The sequence below is a fragment of the Streptococcus sp. HMSC074F05 genome, assembly GCF_001808725.1.
Classification (GTDB): Bacteria; Bacillota; Bacilli; order Lactobacillales; family Streptococcaceae; genus Streptococcus; species Streptococcus parasanguinis_I.
Window position 1 is genome coordinate 1,086,087 of record NZ_KV794411.1, and the last position, 18,676, is coordinate 1,104,762.

Sequence of the window (18,676 nt, forward strand, 5' to 3'; positions counted from 1 at the left end):
CGTCGTCCTACCCCCACAAGGCTGATTAGGATTCTTCCGAGCTGATAGGCGAGAGAAGAGTCCAATCAGCTACTGTGTCTTGAAGTTAGTACTCGTATAGTTGGCGTTTTTTCACACAGCATTTAGGGCGTGTTCAATTCGTGTAACGGCAAGCACTATGGTGCCTTGCCTAAACGACTCACTAACTCCTCAGGTGGATAGTATCGATCCACCTTCGTCCTGTCGCATTTCATCAAGATACAAAGCCCGTAAAATACAATCTTAAAGGGAGTAGAGTGGAATCCAAAGAATTTCCACTCTACTCCCTTTTTATGCTCTAATCTAAATGTTCTTTCTTTTCTAAATGAAGTGAGAGCAAATGCCAATCGGGGTGTTCGCGCCAATCTGGCGTGGCTACGATCTGGCTGGCAACTTTCCTTGCTTCTTCCAGAATGGGATAATCTTCTACCAAATCCGCGACTTGAAATTCTGGGATCCCAGATTGGCGGGTTCCAAAGATTTCACCTGAACCCCGCATTTTCAAATCTTCTTCCGCCAGCACAAACCCATTGGTTGTCTCTGTCATGATTTTCATGCGCTGCTTGCCACTATCTGTCTTAGGATTGGCTACTAGAATAGCATAGGATTGCTTGTTTCCCCGCCCAACCCGGCCTCGAAGCTGGTGAAGCTGGCTAAGACCAAACCGATCTGCATCCATAATGACCATAACGGTTGCATTGGGTACGTTGACTCCTACTTCAATAACGGTCGTAGACACCAAAACATCGACTTGGTGCTCTTTAAAGGCCTGCATGATGGCATCTTTTTCTTCACTTTTCATCTTCCCGTGAAGAAGAGAAACGCGTGCTCGCTGTCCAAAGAAGGTCTCTAGCTCTTCTTGGAGGGCAAGGGCGTTTTTCAAATCTAGCGCCTCTGACTCCTCAATCAAGGGAGAAATAAAGTAGGCTTGAGAACCTTTGCCAAGTTCTTTGACTAACCAGTCGAGGACCACTTCTAACTGCTCATGCTTGACCCAACGTGTGATGATTTCCTTGCGTCCCGCAGGCATCTGATCAATGATGGACACATCCATATCTCCAAAAGCCGTGATGGCCAAGGTCCGGGGAATAGGGGTAGCCGTCATCATCAGAACGTCTGGATTTTGTCCTTTTTCTCGAAGAATACGACGTTGGGAAACCCCAAAACGGTGCTGCTCATCAATAATGACCAAGCCTAGATCTTGGTAGTGAACTCCCTCTTGAATCAAGGCATGTGTCCCCACAATCAGTTGAGCTGTTCCTGATGCGATCTCTTCTAAGACTTCTCGTTTCTCAGCCGCCTTTAATCCTCCTGTTAGAAGAGCAATTGGCAAATCTAGAAAAAGATTTTGCAAGCTTTCCTTGTGTTGCTCTGCCAAAATCTCCGTTGGAACCATCAAGGCTGCTTGCTTCCCAGCGCTTAAGGCTGCATACATGGCAAGACCGGCCACGACTGTCTTCCCGCTTCCCACATCCCCTTGCAAGAGGCGGTTCATATGATAAGGAGAAGCCATATCTGTCAAGATTTCATTCAAGCTGTTTTCTTGAGCTTGCGTTAGCTCAAAAGGAAGCTGCTTTTTTCGTTCTGCTAATTTTTCTGGATTCCAGGCCAAGGAAATCCCTTGGCTGGCATCGTGATTTTCTTCCTTTAACACTTGGAGTTGCAGCTGGAAAAAGAGGAGCTCTTCAAATTTTACCCGGCGAAGAGCTTGCTTGTACTCTGCCAGATCCTTAGGAAAATGCATAGCTTGCACTGCTTGGGAACGAGACATGAGTTGATAACGCTCTCGTAAGATTTGGGGCACATTCTCTTCTAAAAGCTGGTCCAAGCCCTGGTCGAACGCTATTTTGATCAATTTCACCAGGCTGTTTTGGCTCACTCCTTGCGTCACTCGATAGACCGGCTGCAAATCATCTTCCACTTGAGCCAGGAGTTTCATCCCTGTCAAACTGCCTTTAGCCTTGTCCCATTTCCCAAAAATCGCCACTGTCTGCTGAACCTCAATTTTGTCTGCTAGATAGGGTTGGTTGAAAAAATTAACCGCAATGACCTGGTCTCCCTGTTTGATCGAAAAACGCAAGCGATTTCGTTTGTAGCCATAATATTGGACATTGGCTGGTGTTGCTACCACTCCAGAGATGACGGCTTTTTCCCCATCTTCCAACTCTAAAACATTGCGCGTTTTGAAGTCTTCATAGCGAAAGGGGAAATACAAGAGCAGATCTTCTAAGGTTTCAATCCCTAACTTTTTAAATTTTTCCGCCGATTTTGGACCGACTCCAGGCAGTACGGATAAGGGTTGGTGTAGATTCATTTCTCCTCCTTTCTTTTATAAAAAAGCAGGTCCATCCGGGAAAATCCCACCTGCTTCTTCTTATTCTTCACCTGTATAGTCACGAGGAATCCGATCACTCAAGAGACAGACCACTTCATAATTAATGGTCCCACGGTAATCTGCAACCTCTGTTGCCGTGATTTCTTTCTCGCCCTCTCGTCCAATCAGGGTAACCTTGGTCCCCAGAGGCAATTCTTCAGGAAGGCGAACAGTAATCTGGTCCATCGAAACGCGACCAACAATGGGACAATAGTCCCCCTTAATCAGCACATGAAAGTTTTGCATCTCTCGGATCCAACCATCCGCATAGCCGATAGGAAGCGTTCCAATCCATTGGGATTCTTCTGTCGTATAAGTTGCTCCGTAGCCAATATCTTGACCAGCTTCTAACTGTTTCACATGAACTAACTCACTCACCAAACTCAAGGCTGGTTTAATTTCATAAGGCAAATCTAGCACAGAACCGCTGGGATTCAAGCCATACATGACATCTCCCAAGCGCACAGCCGTGAAAATCGTATCCGCATGCCATAAAGAAGTGGCTGAATTACTCGCATGGACAATGGGAGGAAGGGTTTCAAGAGCAGCCAATACTTCTTTGAAAAACTGGTATTGCGCTTGGAATTTTCGATCATCTGCCTCATCTGCTGTCGCAAAATGAGTAAAGATCCCTTCAATTTCAGCTCCAGCTGCTAAGAGAAGGCGTTCAGCTTCTTTGATCTCTTCGATCCTTCGGAATCCAATCCGCCCCATTCCTGAATCCACCTTGATATGGACCTTCAATCCTGAAAGATCTGCTTCTTGTCCAAGCAATTGATCCATCCAAGCAAGACTCGCCACCGTTAAGCGGATGTCATGCTCTTTGGCTAGATTCACTGTTTCACTTGGCACAACTCCCAAAATCAAAATAGGGTGTTGCAAGCCTTCTTCACGGATTTCGAGGGCTTCATCCATATTGGATACACAAAAGCCATCAACCTGAGGCGCCAATTTTTTGGTCACCGCAACGACCCCATGACCATAGGCGTTGGCCTTGACGACTGCATATTTCAAGGCTTGACTCGGAATATGCTCACTGACTTGTTGCACATTAAAGGCAATGGCATCCAAATCGACTCTAGCAACAGTTGGTCTATGTTTACTTGCTTTCATTTTCTTCCTCCAAAATGACACTGGTCGACACTAGGTCTCCCTTGTGACTGATCGAAATCCATACCTTCCCAGAAAAAGGAGACTTAGAAAAATAGGGAGCTCCTTGGGCATCATTTAAAATTTCTAAATCTTGAAAACCAACTGGTCCAATCCCTGTTCCCATTGCCTTCGAAAAGGCTTCTTTGGCGGACCATCGGCCCGTTAAATATTCCATTTTCCGTTTTCCAGACAATTCCTCAAAGCGCTCTCGCTCAGCCTCGGTTAAGACTTTTTCAGCGAATCGAGTATTCTTCTGATAGGCTTTTTCAATCGCAGCGATCGATTCGATATCGATGCCATGTCCTTTGATCATCTTGTTTTATCCTTATTTATCGTTTCAGTATCGTTTTACTGACAAAAGAGAAGGGGCTAAAGAATCACTCCTTCCGCCCCTGCCTTTTACTTATTCATCGTTGCAATTTCTTTGACCAAGGCCTGTGTTTTTTCCCAACCCAGACAAGGGTCTGTGATGGATTGACCATAAACCACTGGTTCATTTTGACGGCCATCTTCTAGATAGGATTCAATCATGAAACCACGAACTAAAGTTGCCAAATCCTTGTTCCAAGCACGGTTCATCATGGTTTCTCTCACGATGCGTACTTGCTCTTCGAATTGTTTACCAGAATTGTCATGGTTGGTATCCACCAGGATGAAGGGATGTTGAAAGCCCATTTCGCTATAGCGTTTTGCTGCCGCAAGCAAATCTTCATAATGGTAGTTTGGAACATTCTTACCACTCGCATCCAAGCCCCCACGAAGGATCGCATGGGCTAAAGGATTTCCTGATGTTTCCACTGCTTGGGCATTGAACAAAAAGTTTTGGGGATGTTGGGCTGCATAAATCGCATTGAACATGACAGACAGATTTCCAGATGTTGGATTCTTCATGCCTGTCGGAGCAGAGATCCCACTAGATACAAAGCGATGCTCCTGGTCTTCAACTGATCGCGCTCCAATGGCATGATAAGAAATCAAATCTTCAACATACGGAAGACTTGCTGGATAAAGCAACTCATCCGCAGTTGTCAAACCAGTTTCTGTAATCACACGGTAGTGGAGATGTCGGACTGCTTTCAAACCGTCCACAAAGCTTGGTGCTGCATGTGTATCTGGTTGGTGCATCAAGCCTTTATAGCCATCCCCATTGGTCCGAGGCTTAGCCGTATAGACCCGCATCACAATGAAAATCTGATCTTTCACTTGCTCTTGCAAGTCTGCCAAACGACGGGCATACTCCATCACAGCTTCTTCATTATCAGAAGAGCAAGGTCCGATCACAAGAAGGATCCGTTGGTCTTCTCCTTTGATAATAGCTTCCAATTCTCGATCACGCGCTTCTTTGCGCTCCAAGGCTGGACCTTCCAAGCGGTAAAGCGAAGTGATCTCTTGCTCATCAATCTTATTGCTCTTCGTAATGAATACCATACGGCCTCCTTATGCTACCTAGACCCATCCTCTTTCTATTTCAGAGGAGCTCTTAAAATTTACGTCCGTGACAGTTTTTGAATTTCTTGCCTGAACCACAAGGGCACAAATCGTTACGTTTCACTTGTGACAAGTCAATATCTGCTGGAATATCTTGTTGTTGCGCTGCAATATTGCGAGTCGCAGTTGTTGAAATACTGTGTTCCGTACGTGGACGTTCTTGTTCGTGAATTTGGGCTTTCATCATGAGACGAGTCACATCAAATTCAATCGATCCGATCATATCGTTAAACATACGGAAACTTTCTGATTGGTATTCTACCACTGGGTTATTTTGCGCATACCCACGGAGTCCAACCGCATTTCGCAATTGATCCAAAGCATCGATATGGTCTGTCCACTTGCTGTCCACCACACGAAGGATCAAGACTTTTTGGAATTCTTGCACAGACTCTTCGTCACGCAATTTCGCTACTTGGCTAGCATAGATTTCTTCTGCACGTGCATACAAGTATTCGATAACTTCCTTGTCAGATTTTCCTTCAATATCGCTTGCAGAAATCGTATCTTCCGGAACCAAATTGTATTTGGCAAAGTTCAGAATCGCTTCAACGCGTTCTTCCTTACTTGAGTGGCTGGCTCCTTCAACAATCCGTTTGATGGTCCGTTTGATCATGGCCTTGATTTCAGGTGCCAAGTCACGGTTAGCTGTGATAACATCATAGCGTTCAGCGTAGATAATTTCCCGTTGTTCCCGCATCACGTCATCGTATTGAAGGACTTGTTTACGGGTATCGTAGTTGTTTCCTTCAACCCGTTTTTGTGCACCCTCTACTTGACGGGTGAACATATTTGAACGGATCACCGATTCTTCTTCGCTCAACTTGAAGCGATCAAGCACTGCTTTGATCCGTTCAGAACCGAAACGACGCATCAATTCATCTTCAAGAGACAAGTAGAATTGAGATTCACCTGGATCCCCTTGACGTCCTGAACGTCCACGAAGCTGGTTATCGATCCGACGGCTTTCGTGACGTTCTGTCCCGATAACACATAGTCCACCGAGTTCGCGAACACCTTCACCAAGCTTGATATCGGTACCACGTCCGGCCATGTTGGTCGCGATGGTAACAGCACCACGTTGACCAGCGTTCATGATGATTTGCGCTTCTTTGTAGTGGTTTTTCGCATTCAAAACTTCGTGAGGGACACCTGCTTGAACCAACAATTGAGAAAGGTAATCACTGGTTTCAACGGCAACGGTACCTACTAGGACTGGTTGACCTTTTTCATGACGAGACTTGACATCTTCCACAACAGCCTTGAATTTTGATTTCAAGCTTGGGTAGAGAAGGTCTGGATGGTCAATACGGGCAATCGGACGGTTGGTTGGAATTGGAATCACGCGAATGTTATAAATTTCACGGAATTCTTCTTCTTCGGTTTTCCCTGTCCCTGTCATCCCTGACAACTTCTTGTACATACGGAAGAGGTTTTGGTAAGTAATCGACGCAGATGTTTTGGTTTCTTCTTGAACTGGAACACCTTCTTTGGCTTCAATCGCTTGGTGAAGTCCATCAGAATAACGACGTCCTTCCATAGTCCGACCAGTAAATTGGTCGACGATCAAGATTTCTTGATCTTCGCTGACCACATAGTCAATATCCAAAATCATGATGTAGTTGGCACGAAGGGCATTGTCGATAAAGTGAGTCAAAGCTACGTTTTCAATATCGTACAAGTTTTCAAGATTAAAGTAGCTTTCTGCCTTATCGATTCCTGAATCAGACAAACCGATGGTTTTAGATGGGACATCGATAATGTAATCGTCCTCTGTCAAGGTCTTCACATAAGCATCCGCCATGTGGTAGAGCTGGCTCGTATCAGAAGCTGTCTGACCAGAAACGATCAATGGAGTACGGGCTTCGTCAATCAAGATGGAGTCTACCTCATCGACCAAGGCATAGTTCAATGGACGTTGAACCATGTTTTCTGCGCGCACAACCATGTTGTCACGCAAGTAGTCAAACCCGATCTCTGAGTTGGTTGAGTAAGTGATATCACAGAGGTAAGCTTCTTTTTTCTCAGCTGGAGATTTTGCTGCAAGGTTGATCCCTACTGAAAGACCAAGCCATGAGTAAAGTTCTCCCATCTCTGTTGCATCCCGCTCGGTCAAGTATTCATTGACGGTAACAACGTGTACCCCTTTGCCAGACAAGGCATTCAAGTATACCGGCATGGTGGCTGTCAGGGTTTTTCCTTCCCCTGTACGCATCTCTGGAACGTCACCATGGTGAAGGACGATTCCCCCCATGACCTGAACCTTGTATGGGAACAAACCAAGAACCCGTTTTGCAGCTTCACGAACAACTGCAAAAGCCTCGTACAAGAGATCATCCAAAGACTCACCATCTTGGTAGCGTTGCTTAAACTCAACTGTTTTCGCTTTTAATTCGTCATCCGTCAAAGCTGCCATTTGGTCTTCATAAGAAAAGACCTTGTCAGCCATTTTTTCAAGGCGTTTGATTTCGCCTCGATCATTTTCAATAATTGTTTTTAATAAATTTGCCATTTTTTTCCTTACTTTGAATTTTTCAAAATCTAAAATGTTCTTTTTATTCTAGCATTTTTTAAACATTTTTTCAAGATCAAGGCTGTATCTTACAAGACTTTCGAGTGGTTTTTTTCGTGTAAGAAAATCCAAAAAGATGCCTGCTCAAGCAGACATCTTTTCTATATACGGTGTTTATTCAGACAAATGGTAAGAATAGCTTGCCACAACCACTTCTTCATGCCAACGAAGTGCATACTTCAATTTCAAACTCATTTGGTTGTGGAGAATATTTTGCCAATGTTTTTTAGGAATAAATTGAGGGACTAAGACTGTAACGGTGTTGCCTTTTTCCTTGGCCTCCTCAGCTACTTTTGAGACAAATTCAACTGTTGGCTGGATAATATCCCGGTAACTCGTCATGACATTTTCAAAGCGAATATGAGGGAAATAATGCTTAAATTCTTCCGCCACTTCCGCATCTTTAACCTTGGTTTCTTCCGTTGAGACGTGCATAGCTATAACATCGTTTCCTAGGCTATTTGCATAACTCATAGCTCCCACACTTACCTGAGTGACATTCCCAACAAGGACAATCACGGTATTGCCCGCATAACTTGTCTTTTCAATCTTACCTCCCAAGCGCAATTGAGCCGCAACTTTATCATAGTGATTACGGATACTCAAGAACATCCAAAGCAAGAGACCAATAATAGGGAAGAAGGGCCAGATCTCACGCAAACGGAATAATAAGAGGATCAAGACAATCCCATAACAGATGGCTGCCCCCAGGATATTGGCAAGCGAATACTTAAGAAATCCTTTTTGATATTGGCGTTTCCAGTGGATCACCATCCCTGTTTGAGAAAGGGCAAAAGGAATGAAGACCCCGATGGTATAAAGCGGAATCAAGCTTTCTGTTTGCCCATCAAAAATCAAGAGCAAGACGATGGCACCAATCGCCAAGGTCAAAATCCCATTAGAATAGCCCAGACGATCCCCTTTTTCCATATACATGTGTGGCATGTATTTATTTTTTGCCATGTTAAAGGCCAACATTGGAAAGGCTGAGAAACCGGTATTAGCCGCAACTGCCAAGATCAAGGCTGTTGATAATTGGAAGACGTAAAAGAAGGCTTGTCCAACTGGGGAATTCCCTAAGATGGCTTGGGCCATTTGGGCTAGAGTTGTTACCCCTTTAGCCGGAACGACACCCACCCAGTAATTGAGGAAGGTAATCCCTGCAAACATGATCCCCAAAATCAAAGCCATAATGGTCAAGGTAGAAGCTGCATTCTTTGCTTTTGGTTTCTTAAAGAAAGGAACCGAATTGGAGATAGCTTCAACACCTGTTAGGGAAGCTGATCCACTTGTAAAGGCCCTCAATAAGAGAATGACACTAACCCCTGAAATGGTTTGACCCACATGAGCAGTTGCGTTATAGGCCAAATGGCCCGTCAAAATTTGGATCACACCATAGCCAATCAAGGCAATAGTACTGACAATGAACAGGTAGACCGGAATCATCAACGATGTGGCCGATTCGCGCAGTCCCCGAAGGTTCATCAGCATCAAAATCAAGACCAACAAAATGGAAATGTGAAGATTATAAGGATGAAGAGATGGAATCGCTGACGTGATGGCATCTGCACCGGAAGAAACAGATACCGCTACTGTCAGCATGTAGTCGACCAAGAGACTGCCACCAGCGATCAATCCCGCTTTGGGAGACAAATTCTCCGTAGTCACCATGTAGGCCCCTCCCCCTTGAGGGTAGGCATGAATGACCTGACGATAAGAAATCGTTAAACTAGCTAGAAGAACCAGGACCACAATCCCAATCGGAATGGACCACCAAATGGCTCCCGCTGATACGGTCATCAAGACCAAGATAACTTGCTCTGGACCATAGGCAATAGAAGAAAGTGCGTCACTAGAGAGCATGGCCAAGGCCTGCATTTTCCCTAGCAATCCGCCTTCACCTTCTACACCAGATTTCAACGGACGGCCAATAAACCATTTTTTCAATGTTGAAAACATAAAAAACTCCTTGAAAAAAAGATCATGAGGCCGGGAATTCCCTGCCTCTTTTCATAAAACAGGGGTTATTCTACTCCTTTTTTTCAAGACTGTCAACCAAAATTATGAAATTTTCATAAAGTTTTCATTGTGGTCATTCATTCAAGCTCTCTTAGATCGGTCCGCTTCTTTTCAAATTGATCCAGCAAAAAACGAGGCTGGGACAAAAATCCTAGCCTCTCAATTATTTTTGGATTGTCGAGCAAGACGCAGTGGTTGAGTGGGCTCTACTACGCTGCTTTCATCAGCTTTTACAGTCCTACTTAACTGTGCGGAGGTGGGAGGACGAAATCGAATTCTAACGAATTACCGATTTCTGTCCCACTCTCACTTTTTTATTTTGCTCGATTTTCGACATAAAAGGCAATAACATCCGAAGTGTACTGGGCTGTGCCAGCTCCAAACTTGTCGATGTTTTCCTTGAATTCTGGATTATAGACATAGCCTTTGCCGATATGGCCAAAAACCTCTATAGAGCAGTCAAATCCATACGTTCGAATCGCGTCTAAAAGTTTGGCGGCTTGATCTTGGTTTTCATTTGCTGATACGGGTAGTCCATCTTTGAGATTTTGAGCCAAAGCTTGAAAAACTTGGTTGAAGACTTCCGTAGCCTCATCTTCACGCCCCTTTTGGCGCTCGAGAGCCTGGTCCATGACTTCTTGACCATATTTCTCTACTGCTTCTTGGTGGTATTTTTGATTGTCTTGATAGCTAAATCCAGTGAATTTTTCCTCAATGGTCATTTTTCTTTCTCCTTTTTGTTCTTGAATGGTTTTTTGCAAGGTGGCAATCAAGGTATCCAGATGTTGCCTTTTTTGAGTCAAATAGTCCAACTGTTTGGTCAAATGGGGCAATAAGTTAGATTTTTCTTTGGCTAAGAGTTCTGCTATTTGGTCTAAGGAAAATCCTAGATACTTGTAGTAGAGAATCACCTGTAATCGTTCTAAATCTTCTTGACTGTATGTCCGATAACCATTTTCAGATTTCACAGGGACTAGAAGTCCTATCTTATCATAGTGGTGCAAGGTCTTGATAGAGACACCCGACAGCTCTGCAGCTTTTTTGATATGGTACATGATTTCCTCCTTGTACTCAATGAAAATCAAAGAGCAAACTAGGAAGCTAGCCGCAGGTTGCTCAAAGCACTGCTTTGAGGTTGTAGATAGAACTGACGAAGTAAGTAACATATATACGGTAAGGCGACGCTGACGTGGTTTGAATTTGATTTTCGAAGAGTATTACAAGGATAGTATAATCCCTCCCCTTAGGTCAGAGTCAAGAATTTTTTTAAAAAATTTTTATACCAGATAAAAAAAGGCTTGAGTCACTCCACAGCATTAACTCAAACCCTTTCTTTTTTTATGGGTGACTCACGATCAATTCTAAACCTTGCCCTTCCAAATTCCAAGATTCAACATCGCTTGGCAAGATAAAGTGACTTCCTTTTTGAATAGGATAATCCTTTCCATCTACAGTCAATTTCCCTTCTCCGGCTAAGACGCTCAATAAGCTGTAATCAGCAGTCTTTTCAAAATTAGCTTTTCCAGTCAGTTCCCACTTATAAACCGTAAAGAAATCACTGGCAACCAAGGTGGTCATTCGAAGATTATCAACAACAACTATATCTGGATGGCTATTAGCTGGCTCACCGATGTTTAACACATCAATTGATTTTTCTAGATGAAGCTCCCGCAAGTTTCCTTGATCATCCTTGCGATCAAAATCATAAACCCGGTAGGTAGTGTCACTCGACTGTTGTGTTTCAAGAATCAAGATTCCAGATCCAATCGCGTGCATGGTCCCACTTGGCACATAGAAGAAATCTCCAGCCTTGACCGGAACTTTTGTCAGCAAGGCATCCCAGTTTTTATCTTCGATTTGCTGGCGGAGTTCTTCTTTTGACTTGGCATTGTGTCCATAGATAATCTCTGATCCTTCGTCAGCCGCAATCACATACCAGCACTCGGTTTTCCCAAGTTCTCCTTCATGCTCCATGGCATAGGTATCATCCGGGTGCACCTGTACACTAAGCCAGTCGTTAGCATCCAAAATCTTTGTTAATAAAGGAAAGACAGGCTCTTTACGATTGCCAAATAATTCTCGGTGCTCTTGATAGAGCTGATCCAATCCCATTCCTTCGTATGGACCATTGTCCACTTTAGAAACGCCATGCGGATGGGCCGAAATCGCCCAAAATTCACCGACATGGTCACTCGGAATGTCGTAACCAAATTCCTCTTTTAGACGTGTTCCTCCCCATATTTTTTCCTGCATCACTGAATGTAAAAATAATGGTTGTACCATAATATCCTCCTCGCATTTCATGTTTCTATTATACAAAAAAAAGAAAGCTTTTGAAAGCTCTTTCTGATTGTTTCCTTTCTCGCCAGAATCTTCATTTTTGTGTATAATGGAAATGATGACACTAAAAGAAAACATTATCCAACTGGCACATTCTATTGGGATTTCAAAAATTGGATTTACAACCGCTGATGACTTCGCTTATTTGGAAAAATCGCTCCGCTTAGCCGTTGAGGAAGGACGGAATTCTGGATTCGAGCATAAGAATATCGAAGAGCGCATCCAACCTAAATTAAGTCTCTCCTCCGCAAAGACGATCATCTCAATCGCTGTCGCCTACCCCCATAAGCTCAAACAACAACCTCAAAAAACTGCCTATAAAAGAGGAAAATTCACGCCCAACAGCTGGGGATTAGATTATCATTATGTCCTTCAAGACAAGCTCAATCGCTTAGCTGCTGGGATTGAAGAAATGACGCAGGATTTCGAATACAAGGGTATGGTCGATACTGGAGCACTGGTAGATACAGCCGTCGCCCAACGAGCAGGGATTGGCTTTATCGGAAAAAATGGCTTGGTCATTTCAAAAGAATACGGTTCTTACATGTTTTTAGGGGAATTGATTACCAACCTCGAAATCGAACCAGATCAACCAGTCGACTATGGTTGTGGAGACTGTCGGCGTTGTTTAGATGCTTGCCCAACCTCCTGTTTAATAGGGGATGGCTCTATGAATGCCAAACGCTGTTTGTCCTTCCAAACCCAAGACAAGGGCATGATGGACCTAGAATTTCGCAAGAAAATTAAAACGGTCATCTATGGATGTGACATCTGTCAGATTAGCTGCCCTTATAACAAAGGGCTGGATAATCCCTTGGCAACAGAAATCGATCCTGATCTGGCTCATCCAGAGTTGATCCCCTTTATTGAACTGTCTAACGGACAATTTAAGGAAAAATTCGGGCATGTTGCTGGAAGCTGGCGAGGCAAGAATATCCTCCAACGCAATGCAATTATCGCACTAGCCAATGCCAATGACCGCTCAGCCATCCCTAAGCTCCTGAACATCATCGAAACCTCGCAAAATCAGATTCATATTGCAACGGCTATCTGGTCTTTAGGGCAACTGCTCCGTGAAGTCACGCCGGACCTTGTTGAGCTCTTACGGAATATCAAACATCCGACCGATGCCATCATAGAAGAACGAACTGCTTTCTTTGAAAAATTCGGTATTCAAGCAGATTCACAGCTACAATGAAAAAACACTAAGGCTTTGAACCTTAGTGTTTTTTTAGTTCCTTCAAGAAATACCAACTTCCCATTTCTACTTGGTTAAAGCTAATCTCACTTGAATAGACTTCCTTGTAACCATTTTTCGTGTAAAAATAGACATTTCCTTTGGTATTGGTATAAAAGGCTAGTTTTTCCCCTTTGATCTCTTCCAAGAAAGGCTCAATTCCTTCTGTCATAAAGCGACTGCCATAGCCCTGCCGTTGGTGTTTAGGGGCGACTGCGAGAAGCATCAAATACCAATCAAAGTCTACATTTTGCTCCAATTCCTTATCCGTGTCCTCCATAAATTTAAAGTAGGCCAACATATTTTTCAAGGAAATAAACTTGAGCAAACCAAATCCCCCATTTAATAGATAGGCCCGAAAAGGAATCGGTCCCTTTTGCAACAAGGCTACCGCATAAATTTCATCGTTTTTTTCTGCCACAAGGCAAATATGGTGCTTAAGAAAAACCTTCACCAAGATGCGCATCATTGCCTCAACAAAGGCTGGGTATTGCTTGGGATCCCGAACCAAATCCTTGATAACTTTTAAAAATAGATAGTCCTCAAAGGCTGTACTGGCTACTCGAACCACCTGATCCAGATCTGCTTTTTCTGCTTTTCTGTACTTCATCTTCTCTCCTATTCTAAGTCCACTTTCCAGTATACACTATCCCTCGCTCTTAGACAAAGGTCAATTTTCAGCAATTTGTTCATTCAAACCAGCAAAAAGAGTCCTCCCCAAACGAGTCCCAGTCCCCAAGCGACGAGAACATCCTTGGGATAATGAACCCCTCCAATAACTCGGACAAGGGCTAATAGAAGAGATAGGAGCATGGAGCACATTCCTAGAGAAAGCGACAACTGACAGACACACATGGAGATAATGGTCGCCGAAAATACATGTCGGCTAGGAAAGGAATGACCAGATGAATTCTTTTCTAATAAGGGTTGAATCTCCCATTTTTCATAAGGTCTTGGAACATTGACCCAATGACGAAAGAGGCTAAACAAGACAAAACCCGAAGCAGGGATCCAGATAAAAGGCCAGATTTCTCCCATTGAAGTTTTCTTTAAAAACAGCCAACAAAAGACCAGGCCGTAGATGCCTGGCATGGCGAACGTCAGGATTCGATTCATCCTTTGAAGAACCTGCACACGACGTGGCTTTCTCGTAAAAGGCAGGGTTAGCCAACGATAAAATTTCAGATAATCTTGAAGATTGGGCTTCATGTTGGCACTCCTGTCTATCATCTCGTTTTTGTACTACTAGTATACGCGATCCTAAGAAAGCCTGTCAAGCCAGGCTTCTTTTTTATCCTCTCTTTCTTCTTTTTAACATTAGAAGCGATCTATTTTTGACGCTTTGTCATTTTTCTGTACCTAAGAATCGTCTTTCCCATCCCTTCTTCCAGCATAAAAAATAGGATAGAAGCACATAGAATTGCCTTCTATCCTATTTTTTTACTTTACATTTCACAAGCCTTGTATCTTGATTTCATGCTACTTCTTCTGTGAATTGGCTATTATAGAGATCAGCATAGAAGCCATTTTGGCTCATGAGTTCTTGGTGGTTGCCTTGCTCGATAATATTTCCATCTTTCATCACGAGAATCAGATCCGCATTACGGATAGTGGACAAGCGATGGGCAATGACAAAGGAGGTCCGGCCTTCCATGAGTTTGTCCATGGCTTTTTGAATCAACTCTTCTGTACGGGTATCGACAGATGAGGTTGCTTCATCCAAGATAAGGAGCGGGGCATCCTTCAAGAGGGCACGCGCAAATGGTCAAGAGTTGCTTTTGACCGACGGACAAGGTCACTGAATCATCTAATACAGTATCATAGCCATTCGGTAAGGTCCGAATAAAGTGATGGACCCCAACCGCTCGAGTTGCTGCTTCCACCGCTTCATCTGAAATATTGGTTTGATTGAAGACTAGATTTTCACGAATAGTGCCTTCAAAGAGCCAGGTATCTTGTAAGACCATCGAAAAGGCATCATGAACTTCTTCACGGCTCATGGCCTTGGTATCCACACCATCGATGGTAATTTTACCAGCTTGAATGTCGTAAAAACGCATCAAGAGATTGACCATGGTGGTCTTACCAGCGCCTGTTGGACCAACAATGGCCACCTTCTGTCCTGGCTTCGCTTCAGCTGTAAAGTCATGGATAATAGTCTTGTCTGGTGAATAGCCAAAACGCACATGTCCAAAGGTGACATGACCTTTTGGTGTTTCCAATTGACGTGTTTTTTGGGATTCATCTTCCATTTCTTCTTCGTCTAAGAATTCAAAGACACGTCCCATAGCAGCACTAGCTGATTGCAATTGGGTAATTCCTTGGGCCATTTGACCAATTGGTTGGGTAAAGATGCGGACATAGGTCATAAAGGCCACAATGGTTCCAATGGTAATATCCCCATTAATGGTGAGGACAGCCCCAACGATACAGACCATGACATAGCCGAAATTCCCTACAAACTGCATCAAGGGCATCATGATCCCAGAGAAGAATTGGGATTTCCACATGCTATGGTACAAATCTTGGTTGATGGCATCAAAATGATCTTTGGCTTGATGGCGGCCATTATAGGAAATAACAACATTGTGGCCACTATAGATTTCTTCAACATAGCCTGAAACTTTGGCAAGATTATCTTGTTGCTGTTTAAACAAAGGCTGGCTCTTGACCATAATGATGCTGGAAAGAGCAAAACCTGCAAAGACGGACACAATCGCTGTCACCGCCAAGTGCCAGTCCGTCTTAAACATCATAAGGATGGAGCCAATCAATAAGACAATAGAAGAGACCATTTGAACCAAGCTTTGGTTAAAGGATTGGGTCATCAAATCCACGTCATTGGTCACACGAGACAAGGTATCTCCTTGTTCATGGCTATCAAAATATTGGAGGGGCACGCGATTGATCTTCTCAGCAATGGCATTGCGCAAGCGTTCTGCAAAGCGCTGAATCATGGTTGAGATAATGAAACTACTGCTGTAGGACACCAGTGCTCCAACTCCATAAAGGATGGCTAAGGTCAGGGCAATCGAAGTGATCTTATCAATATCAATGGCGCCTCCCATCCCTTTTGTAATGGTATCTGTAATTTCTTTTAACTTATCCGGTCCAATAACCGTGATTACACTCGATACGATCGAAAAGAGGATAGCAATTAGGAAAAATAGGTGGAAGCCCTTCAAATAGGGAGAAAGTTGGCTCCAAAGGGATGTTTTTTGTTTTGTCTTATGCATGTTCCAACTCCTCCTTAGATAATTGTGAATAGGCAATTTCTTGATAGACTTCATTGGTCGCAAGCAATTCCTTGTGGGTACCTTGACCGACGACCTTCCCTTGATCCAAGACCAAAATCAAATCTGCATCCATAATAGTCGAAATCCGTTGGGCAACGATCAATTTGGTCGTATCTGCAAGCTCTTCTTTCAAGGCTTGTCGCAGGATCCGATCTGTTTTATAATCTAGAGCTGAGAAGGAATCATCAAAGATGAGGATCTCAGGTTTGCGAGCCAGGGCCCGTGCAATGGCCAAGCGTTGCCGTTGACCGCCAGAGAAGTTGCTTCCTCCTTGCGCTACTTCTGTATCCAAGCCTTTTTCTTTTGCGGCCACAAACTCTTTGGCTTGGGCCAATTCAAGAGCTTTCCAGATGGCTTCATCCTCTAATTTTCCTTGACTACTTTCTCCAAATTCCATATTGGAGCGAATAGTGCCGCTAAAGAGCACTGCTTTTTGGGGAATATAGCCGACTTTATTATTCAGTTCTTGGTGGCTATAATTCTTGACATTGATGCCATCCACTAAGATCTTTCCTTCTGTTGCATCGTAAAAGCGCGGAATCAAGTTGACCAAAGTGGATTTCCCAGAACCGGTTGATCCGATGAAGGCAACGGTTTGTCCTTTCTGAGCTGAGAAGGTCACATGTTCAATCACAGCACGGGAAGTCCGTCCATATCGGAAGGAAACATCTTGAAATTCAACGGTACCCTCTTGGCCTGTTGTTTCTTTTGACTCACTTGGGAAGGCTACAGACGGCTCTAAAGCTAAGACCTGGTTGATTCGTTTGGCAGATACCAAGGCACGAGGAAGAATAATCAAGATGGCCACCATCATCATAAAGCCAACGACAACCTGCATGGCGTAAGAGGAGAAGGTGATCATATCGGAGAAGACCTTGGTCCGATCCGCTAATGCAGGACTGGTGAAGATCTTTGTAGGATCTTTTGGCATGGCGATATCATTGATCAAGTGCGCCCCAATCCAGTAGATAGCAAGGGTCAACCCACTTGATACCACTGTCATGACAGGGTTCATCAAAGACATCAAACGATAAACAAAGAGATTTAGACGGGTTAAGCCCTTGTTTTCAGCCTGGAATTTCTCATTTTGATAAGCTTCTGCATTGTAGGCGCGAACCACTCGCACCCCAGTCAAACTCTCCCGTGTCGTCGCATTCAAAGCATCGGTCAAACCTTGAACCTTTTGCTGGCGCGGAAAGGCAATAAGAACCAGAACAGAGAGAAGAATCAAGACCATCAAGACCGCAATCCCAACAGACGTTGTCCAGGCACTGCTCTTCCCCCAAATCTTGGTCAGAGCCCAAATCGCCATAATGGGACCACGCGTCACAACTTGCATCCCCATGACAATCATGATTTGTAACTGGGTCAAATCATTGGTTGTACGAGTCAAGAGAGAGGGAACGGAGAATTTCTTGATCTCGGCATCAGAGTAATCCATCACTTGATGGAAAATCTCTCCTCGAAGTCGCGTCGTAAAGCTGGCAGCGACTCTTGAAGCCAAAAAGCCCACAAAAACTGCCATCAAAAAGCTTCCAAAAGAGAAGAGCAACATCTTGCTTCCCGGATCCATAATATCAGAAACCTTGGTCCCATCCTTGGCTAAGAGGGTCGTGATATCGGATAAGTATTCAGGAGTCTTTAAATCCATCCAAACAGCCAGACAGATAAAGACCGTACTAAGGGCAATCATGCCCCATTCTTTGGCAGTTAACCGCCGAAATATATTGATCATTCCTCGCTCCTTTTTTTCATATTCTCATAAAATTGATGCATGACCCTGAAAAAGATGGCCAATTCTTCTTCTGATACACCAGCCATCATATCCTGGTCCACTTCTTCAAAGAATTGTTTCATGTCATTCAATTTATCTTTTACACTGTCTGTTAGGTAGACATACTTGGCCCGTTTATCGGTTGGACTAGGCTCTAGATAAATAAAGCCATTTTTCTCCATGCGCTTGATCAGGTTACTCGTCACGGATTTTGAGATATGAAGTTCCTGCTCAACATCCCGAATCAAGGTCACTTTCCCCTCCTTTTCACGATGAGATAAAAAGCCCAATACCTGACCTTGGGGTCCTGCGCTAAATTCAAGCCCTCTCTTCTTGGCCTCTCTTTCTACCATGAGGTGAATGAGATGACCGATTTTTTTAAATTCTAGTAAAGGTTTGTCCATCA

Annotated in this window: 13 protein-coding genes and 1 pseudogene; 1 reads left to right on the top strand and 13 read right to left on the bottom strand. The window is 43.8% G+C overall.

Annotated elements, in window-relative coordinates; genetic code table 11:
• Positions 1-316 precede the first annotated feature (316 nt).
• The 8 genes from recG to manA all read right to left on the bottom strand — a co-directional run bounded on the left by recG (position 317) and on the right by manA (position 11,906).
• On the bottom strand, positions 317-2,332 hold the full coding sequence (gene recG / locus HMPREF2685_RS08980; RefSeq protein WP_061454961.1) for an ATP-dependent DNA helicase RecG: 2,016 nt from the start codon (positions 2,330-2,332) through the stop codon (positions 317-319).
• Between the two features lie 60 nt (positions 2,333-2,392).
• Positions 2,393-3,505: an alanine racemase gene (alr, locus tag HMPREF2685_RS08985; RefSeq protein ID WP_061591261.1), complete on the bottom strand. Its 1,113-nt coding sequence runs from the start codon at positions 3,503-3,505 to the stop codon at positions 2,393-2,395.
• A complete protein-coding gene (gene acpS, locus HMPREF2685_RS08990) occupies positions 3,492-3,857 on the bottom strand; it encodes a holo-ACP synthase (protein ID WP_061454959.1) in 366 nt (121 codons plus the stop codon). The genes alr and acpS overlap by 14 nt, the downstream gene beginning before the upstream one ends.
• An 86-nt stretch (positions 3,858-3,943) precedes the next feature.
• Positions 3,944-4,972 carry a 3-deoxy-7-phosphoheptulonate synthase gene (locus HMPREF2685_RS08995; RefSeq protein ID WP_061454958.1) on the bottom strand — a complete coding sequence of 343 codons (1,029 nt, stop codon included), beginning with the start codon at positions 4,970-4,972 and terminating at the stop codon, positions 3,944-3,946.
• 52 nt (positions 4,973-5,024) lie between these two features.
• Positions 5,025-7,544: a preprotein translocase subunit SecA gene (gene secA / locus HMPREF2685_RS09000; protein WP_070466480.1), complete on the bottom strand. Its 2,520-nt coding sequence runs from the start codon at positions 7,542-7,544 to the stop codon at positions 5,025-5,027.
• Positions 7,545-7,718: 174 nt separating this feature from the next.
• The gene (locus HMPREF2685_RS09005) at positions 7,719-9,563 is read right to left on the bottom strand and encodes an APC family permease (protein ID WP_061454957.1); all 1,845 of its coding nucleotides are present in this window, start codon (positions 9,561-9,563) and stop codon (positions 7,719-7,721) included.
• Positions 9,564-9,937: 374 nt separating this feature from the next.
• Complete coding sequence (locus HMPREF2685_RS09010) at positions 9,938-10,678, bottom strand: MerR family transcriptional regulator (protein ID WP_070466482.1); 741 nt, start codon at positions 10,676-10,678, stop codon at positions 9,938-9,940.
• Positions 10,679-10,961: 283 nt separating this feature from the next.
• Positions 10,962-11,906: a mannose-6-phosphate isomerase, class I gene (gene manA, locus HMPREF2685_RS09015; protein ID WP_070466484.1), complete on the bottom strand. Its 945-nt coding sequence runs from the start codon at positions 11,904-11,906 to the stop codon at positions 10,962-10,964.
• Between the two features lie 115 nt (positions 11,907-12,021).
• Between manA and queG the strand changes: the two genes are divergently transcribed.
• Positions 12,022-13,161, top strand: coding sequence for a tRNA epoxyqueuosine(34) reductase QueG (gene queG, locus HMPREF2685_RS09020; protein ID WP_070466486.1), 1,140 nt, complete (start codon positions 12,022-12,024; stop codon positions 13,159-13,161).
• 22 nt (positions 13,162-13,183) lie between these two features.
• On the opposite strand, the gene HMPREF2685_RS09025 is transcribed toward queG, so the two are convergent.
• The 5 genes and pseudogenes from HMPREF2685_RS09025 to HMPREF2685_RS09045 all read right to left on the bottom strand — a co-directional run bounded on the left by HMPREF2685_RS09025 (position 13,184) and on the right by HMPREF2685_RS09045 (position 18,674).
• The gene (locus HMPREF2685_RS09025; RefSeq protein ID WP_003008580.1) at positions 13,184-13,810 is read right to left on the bottom strand and encodes a GNAT family N-acetyltransferase; all 627 of its coding nucleotides are present in this window, start codon (positions 13,808-13,810) and stop codon (positions 13,184-13,186) included.
• Positions 13,811-13,893: 83 nt separating this feature from the next.
• Positions 13,894-14,409, bottom strand: a complete 516-nt coding sequence (locus HMPREF2685_RS09030; RefSeq protein WP_024054809.1) for a phosphatase PAP2 family protein — start codon at positions 14,407-14,409, stop codon at positions 13,894-13,896.
• 265 nt (positions 14,410-14,674) lie between these two features.
• Positions 14,675-16,436, bottom strand: a pseudogene (locus tag HMPREF2685_RS09035) (ABC transporter ATP-binding protein).
• Positions 16,429-18,231: an ABC transporter ATP-binding protein gene (locus HMPREF2685_RS09040; protein ID WP_021153784.1), complete on the bottom strand. Its 1,803-nt coding sequence runs from the start codon at positions 18,229-18,231 to the stop codon at positions 16,429-16,431. The pseudogene HMPREF2685_RS09035 and the gene HMPREF2685_RS09040 overlap by 8 nt, the downstream one beginning before the upstream one ends.
• Complete coding sequence (locus tag HMPREF2685_RS09045; RefSeq protein ID WP_021153785.1) at positions 18,228-18,674, bottom strand: MarR family winged helix-turn-helix transcriptional regulator; 447 nt, start codon at positions 18,672-18,674, stop codon at positions 18,228-18,230. The genes HMPREF2685_RS09040 and HMPREF2685_RS09045 overlap by 4 nt, the downstream gene beginning before the upstream one ends.
• Positions 18,675-18,676: the final 2 nt, after the last annotated feature.

What these genes read in the sequence shown, in the direction of transcription:
- recG (WP_061454961.1), bottom strand. Translation starts at nt 2,332, where the DNA reads ATGAATCTACACCAACCCTTATCCGTACTGCCTGGAGTCGGTCCAAAA.
- alr (WP_061591261.1), bottom strand. Translation starts at nt 3,505, where the DNA reads ATGAAAGCAAGTAAACATAGACCAACTGTTGCTAGAGTCGATTTGGAT.
- acpS (WP_061454959.1), bottom strand. Translation starts at nt 3,857, where the DNA reads ATGATCAAAGGACATGGCATCGATATCGAATCGATCGCTGCGATTGAA.
- HMPREF2685_RS08995 (WP_061454958.1), bottom strand. Translation starts at nt 4,972, where the DNA reads ATGGTATTCATTACGAAGAGCAATAAGATTGATGAGCAAGAGATCACT.
- secA (WP_070466480.1), bottom strand. Translation starts at nt 7,544, where the DNA reads ATGGCAAATTTATTAAAAACAATTATTGAAAATGATCGAGGCGAAATC.
- HMPREF2685_RS09005 (WP_061454957.1), bottom strand. Translation starts at nt 9,563, where the DNA reads ATGTTTTCAACATTGAAAAAATGGTTTATTGGCCGTCCGTTGAAATCT.
- HMPREF2685_RS09010 (WP_070466482.1), bottom strand. Translation starts at nt 10,678, where the DNA reads ATGTACCATATCAAAAAAGCTGCAGAGCTGTCGGGTGTCTCTATCAAG.
- manA (WP_070466484.1), bottom strand. Translation starts at nt 11,906, where the DNA reads ATGGTACAACCATTATTTTTACATTCAGTGATGCAGGAAAAAATATGG.
- queG (WP_070466486.1), top strand. Translation starts at nt 12,022, where the DNA reads ATGACACTAAAAGAAAACATTATCCAACTGGCACATTCTATTGGGATT.
- HMPREF2685_RS09025 (WP_003008580.1), bottom strand. Translation starts at nt 13,810, where the DNA reads ATGAAGTACAGAAAAGCAGAAAAAGCAGATCTGGATCAGGTGGTTCGA.
- HMPREF2685_RS09030 (WP_024054809.1), bottom strand. Translation starts at nt 14,409, where the DNA reads ATGAAGCCCAATCTTCAAGATTATCTGAAATTTTATCGTTGGCTAACC.
- HMPREF2685_RS09040 (WP_021153784.1), bottom strand. Translation starts at nt 18,231, where the DNA reads ATGATCAATATATTTCGGCGGTTAACTGCCAAAGAATGGGGCATGATT.
- HMPREF2685_RS09045 (WP_021153785.1), bottom strand. Translation starts at nt 18,674, where the DNA reads ATGGACAAACCTTTACTAGAATTTAAAAAAATCGGTCATCTCATTCAC.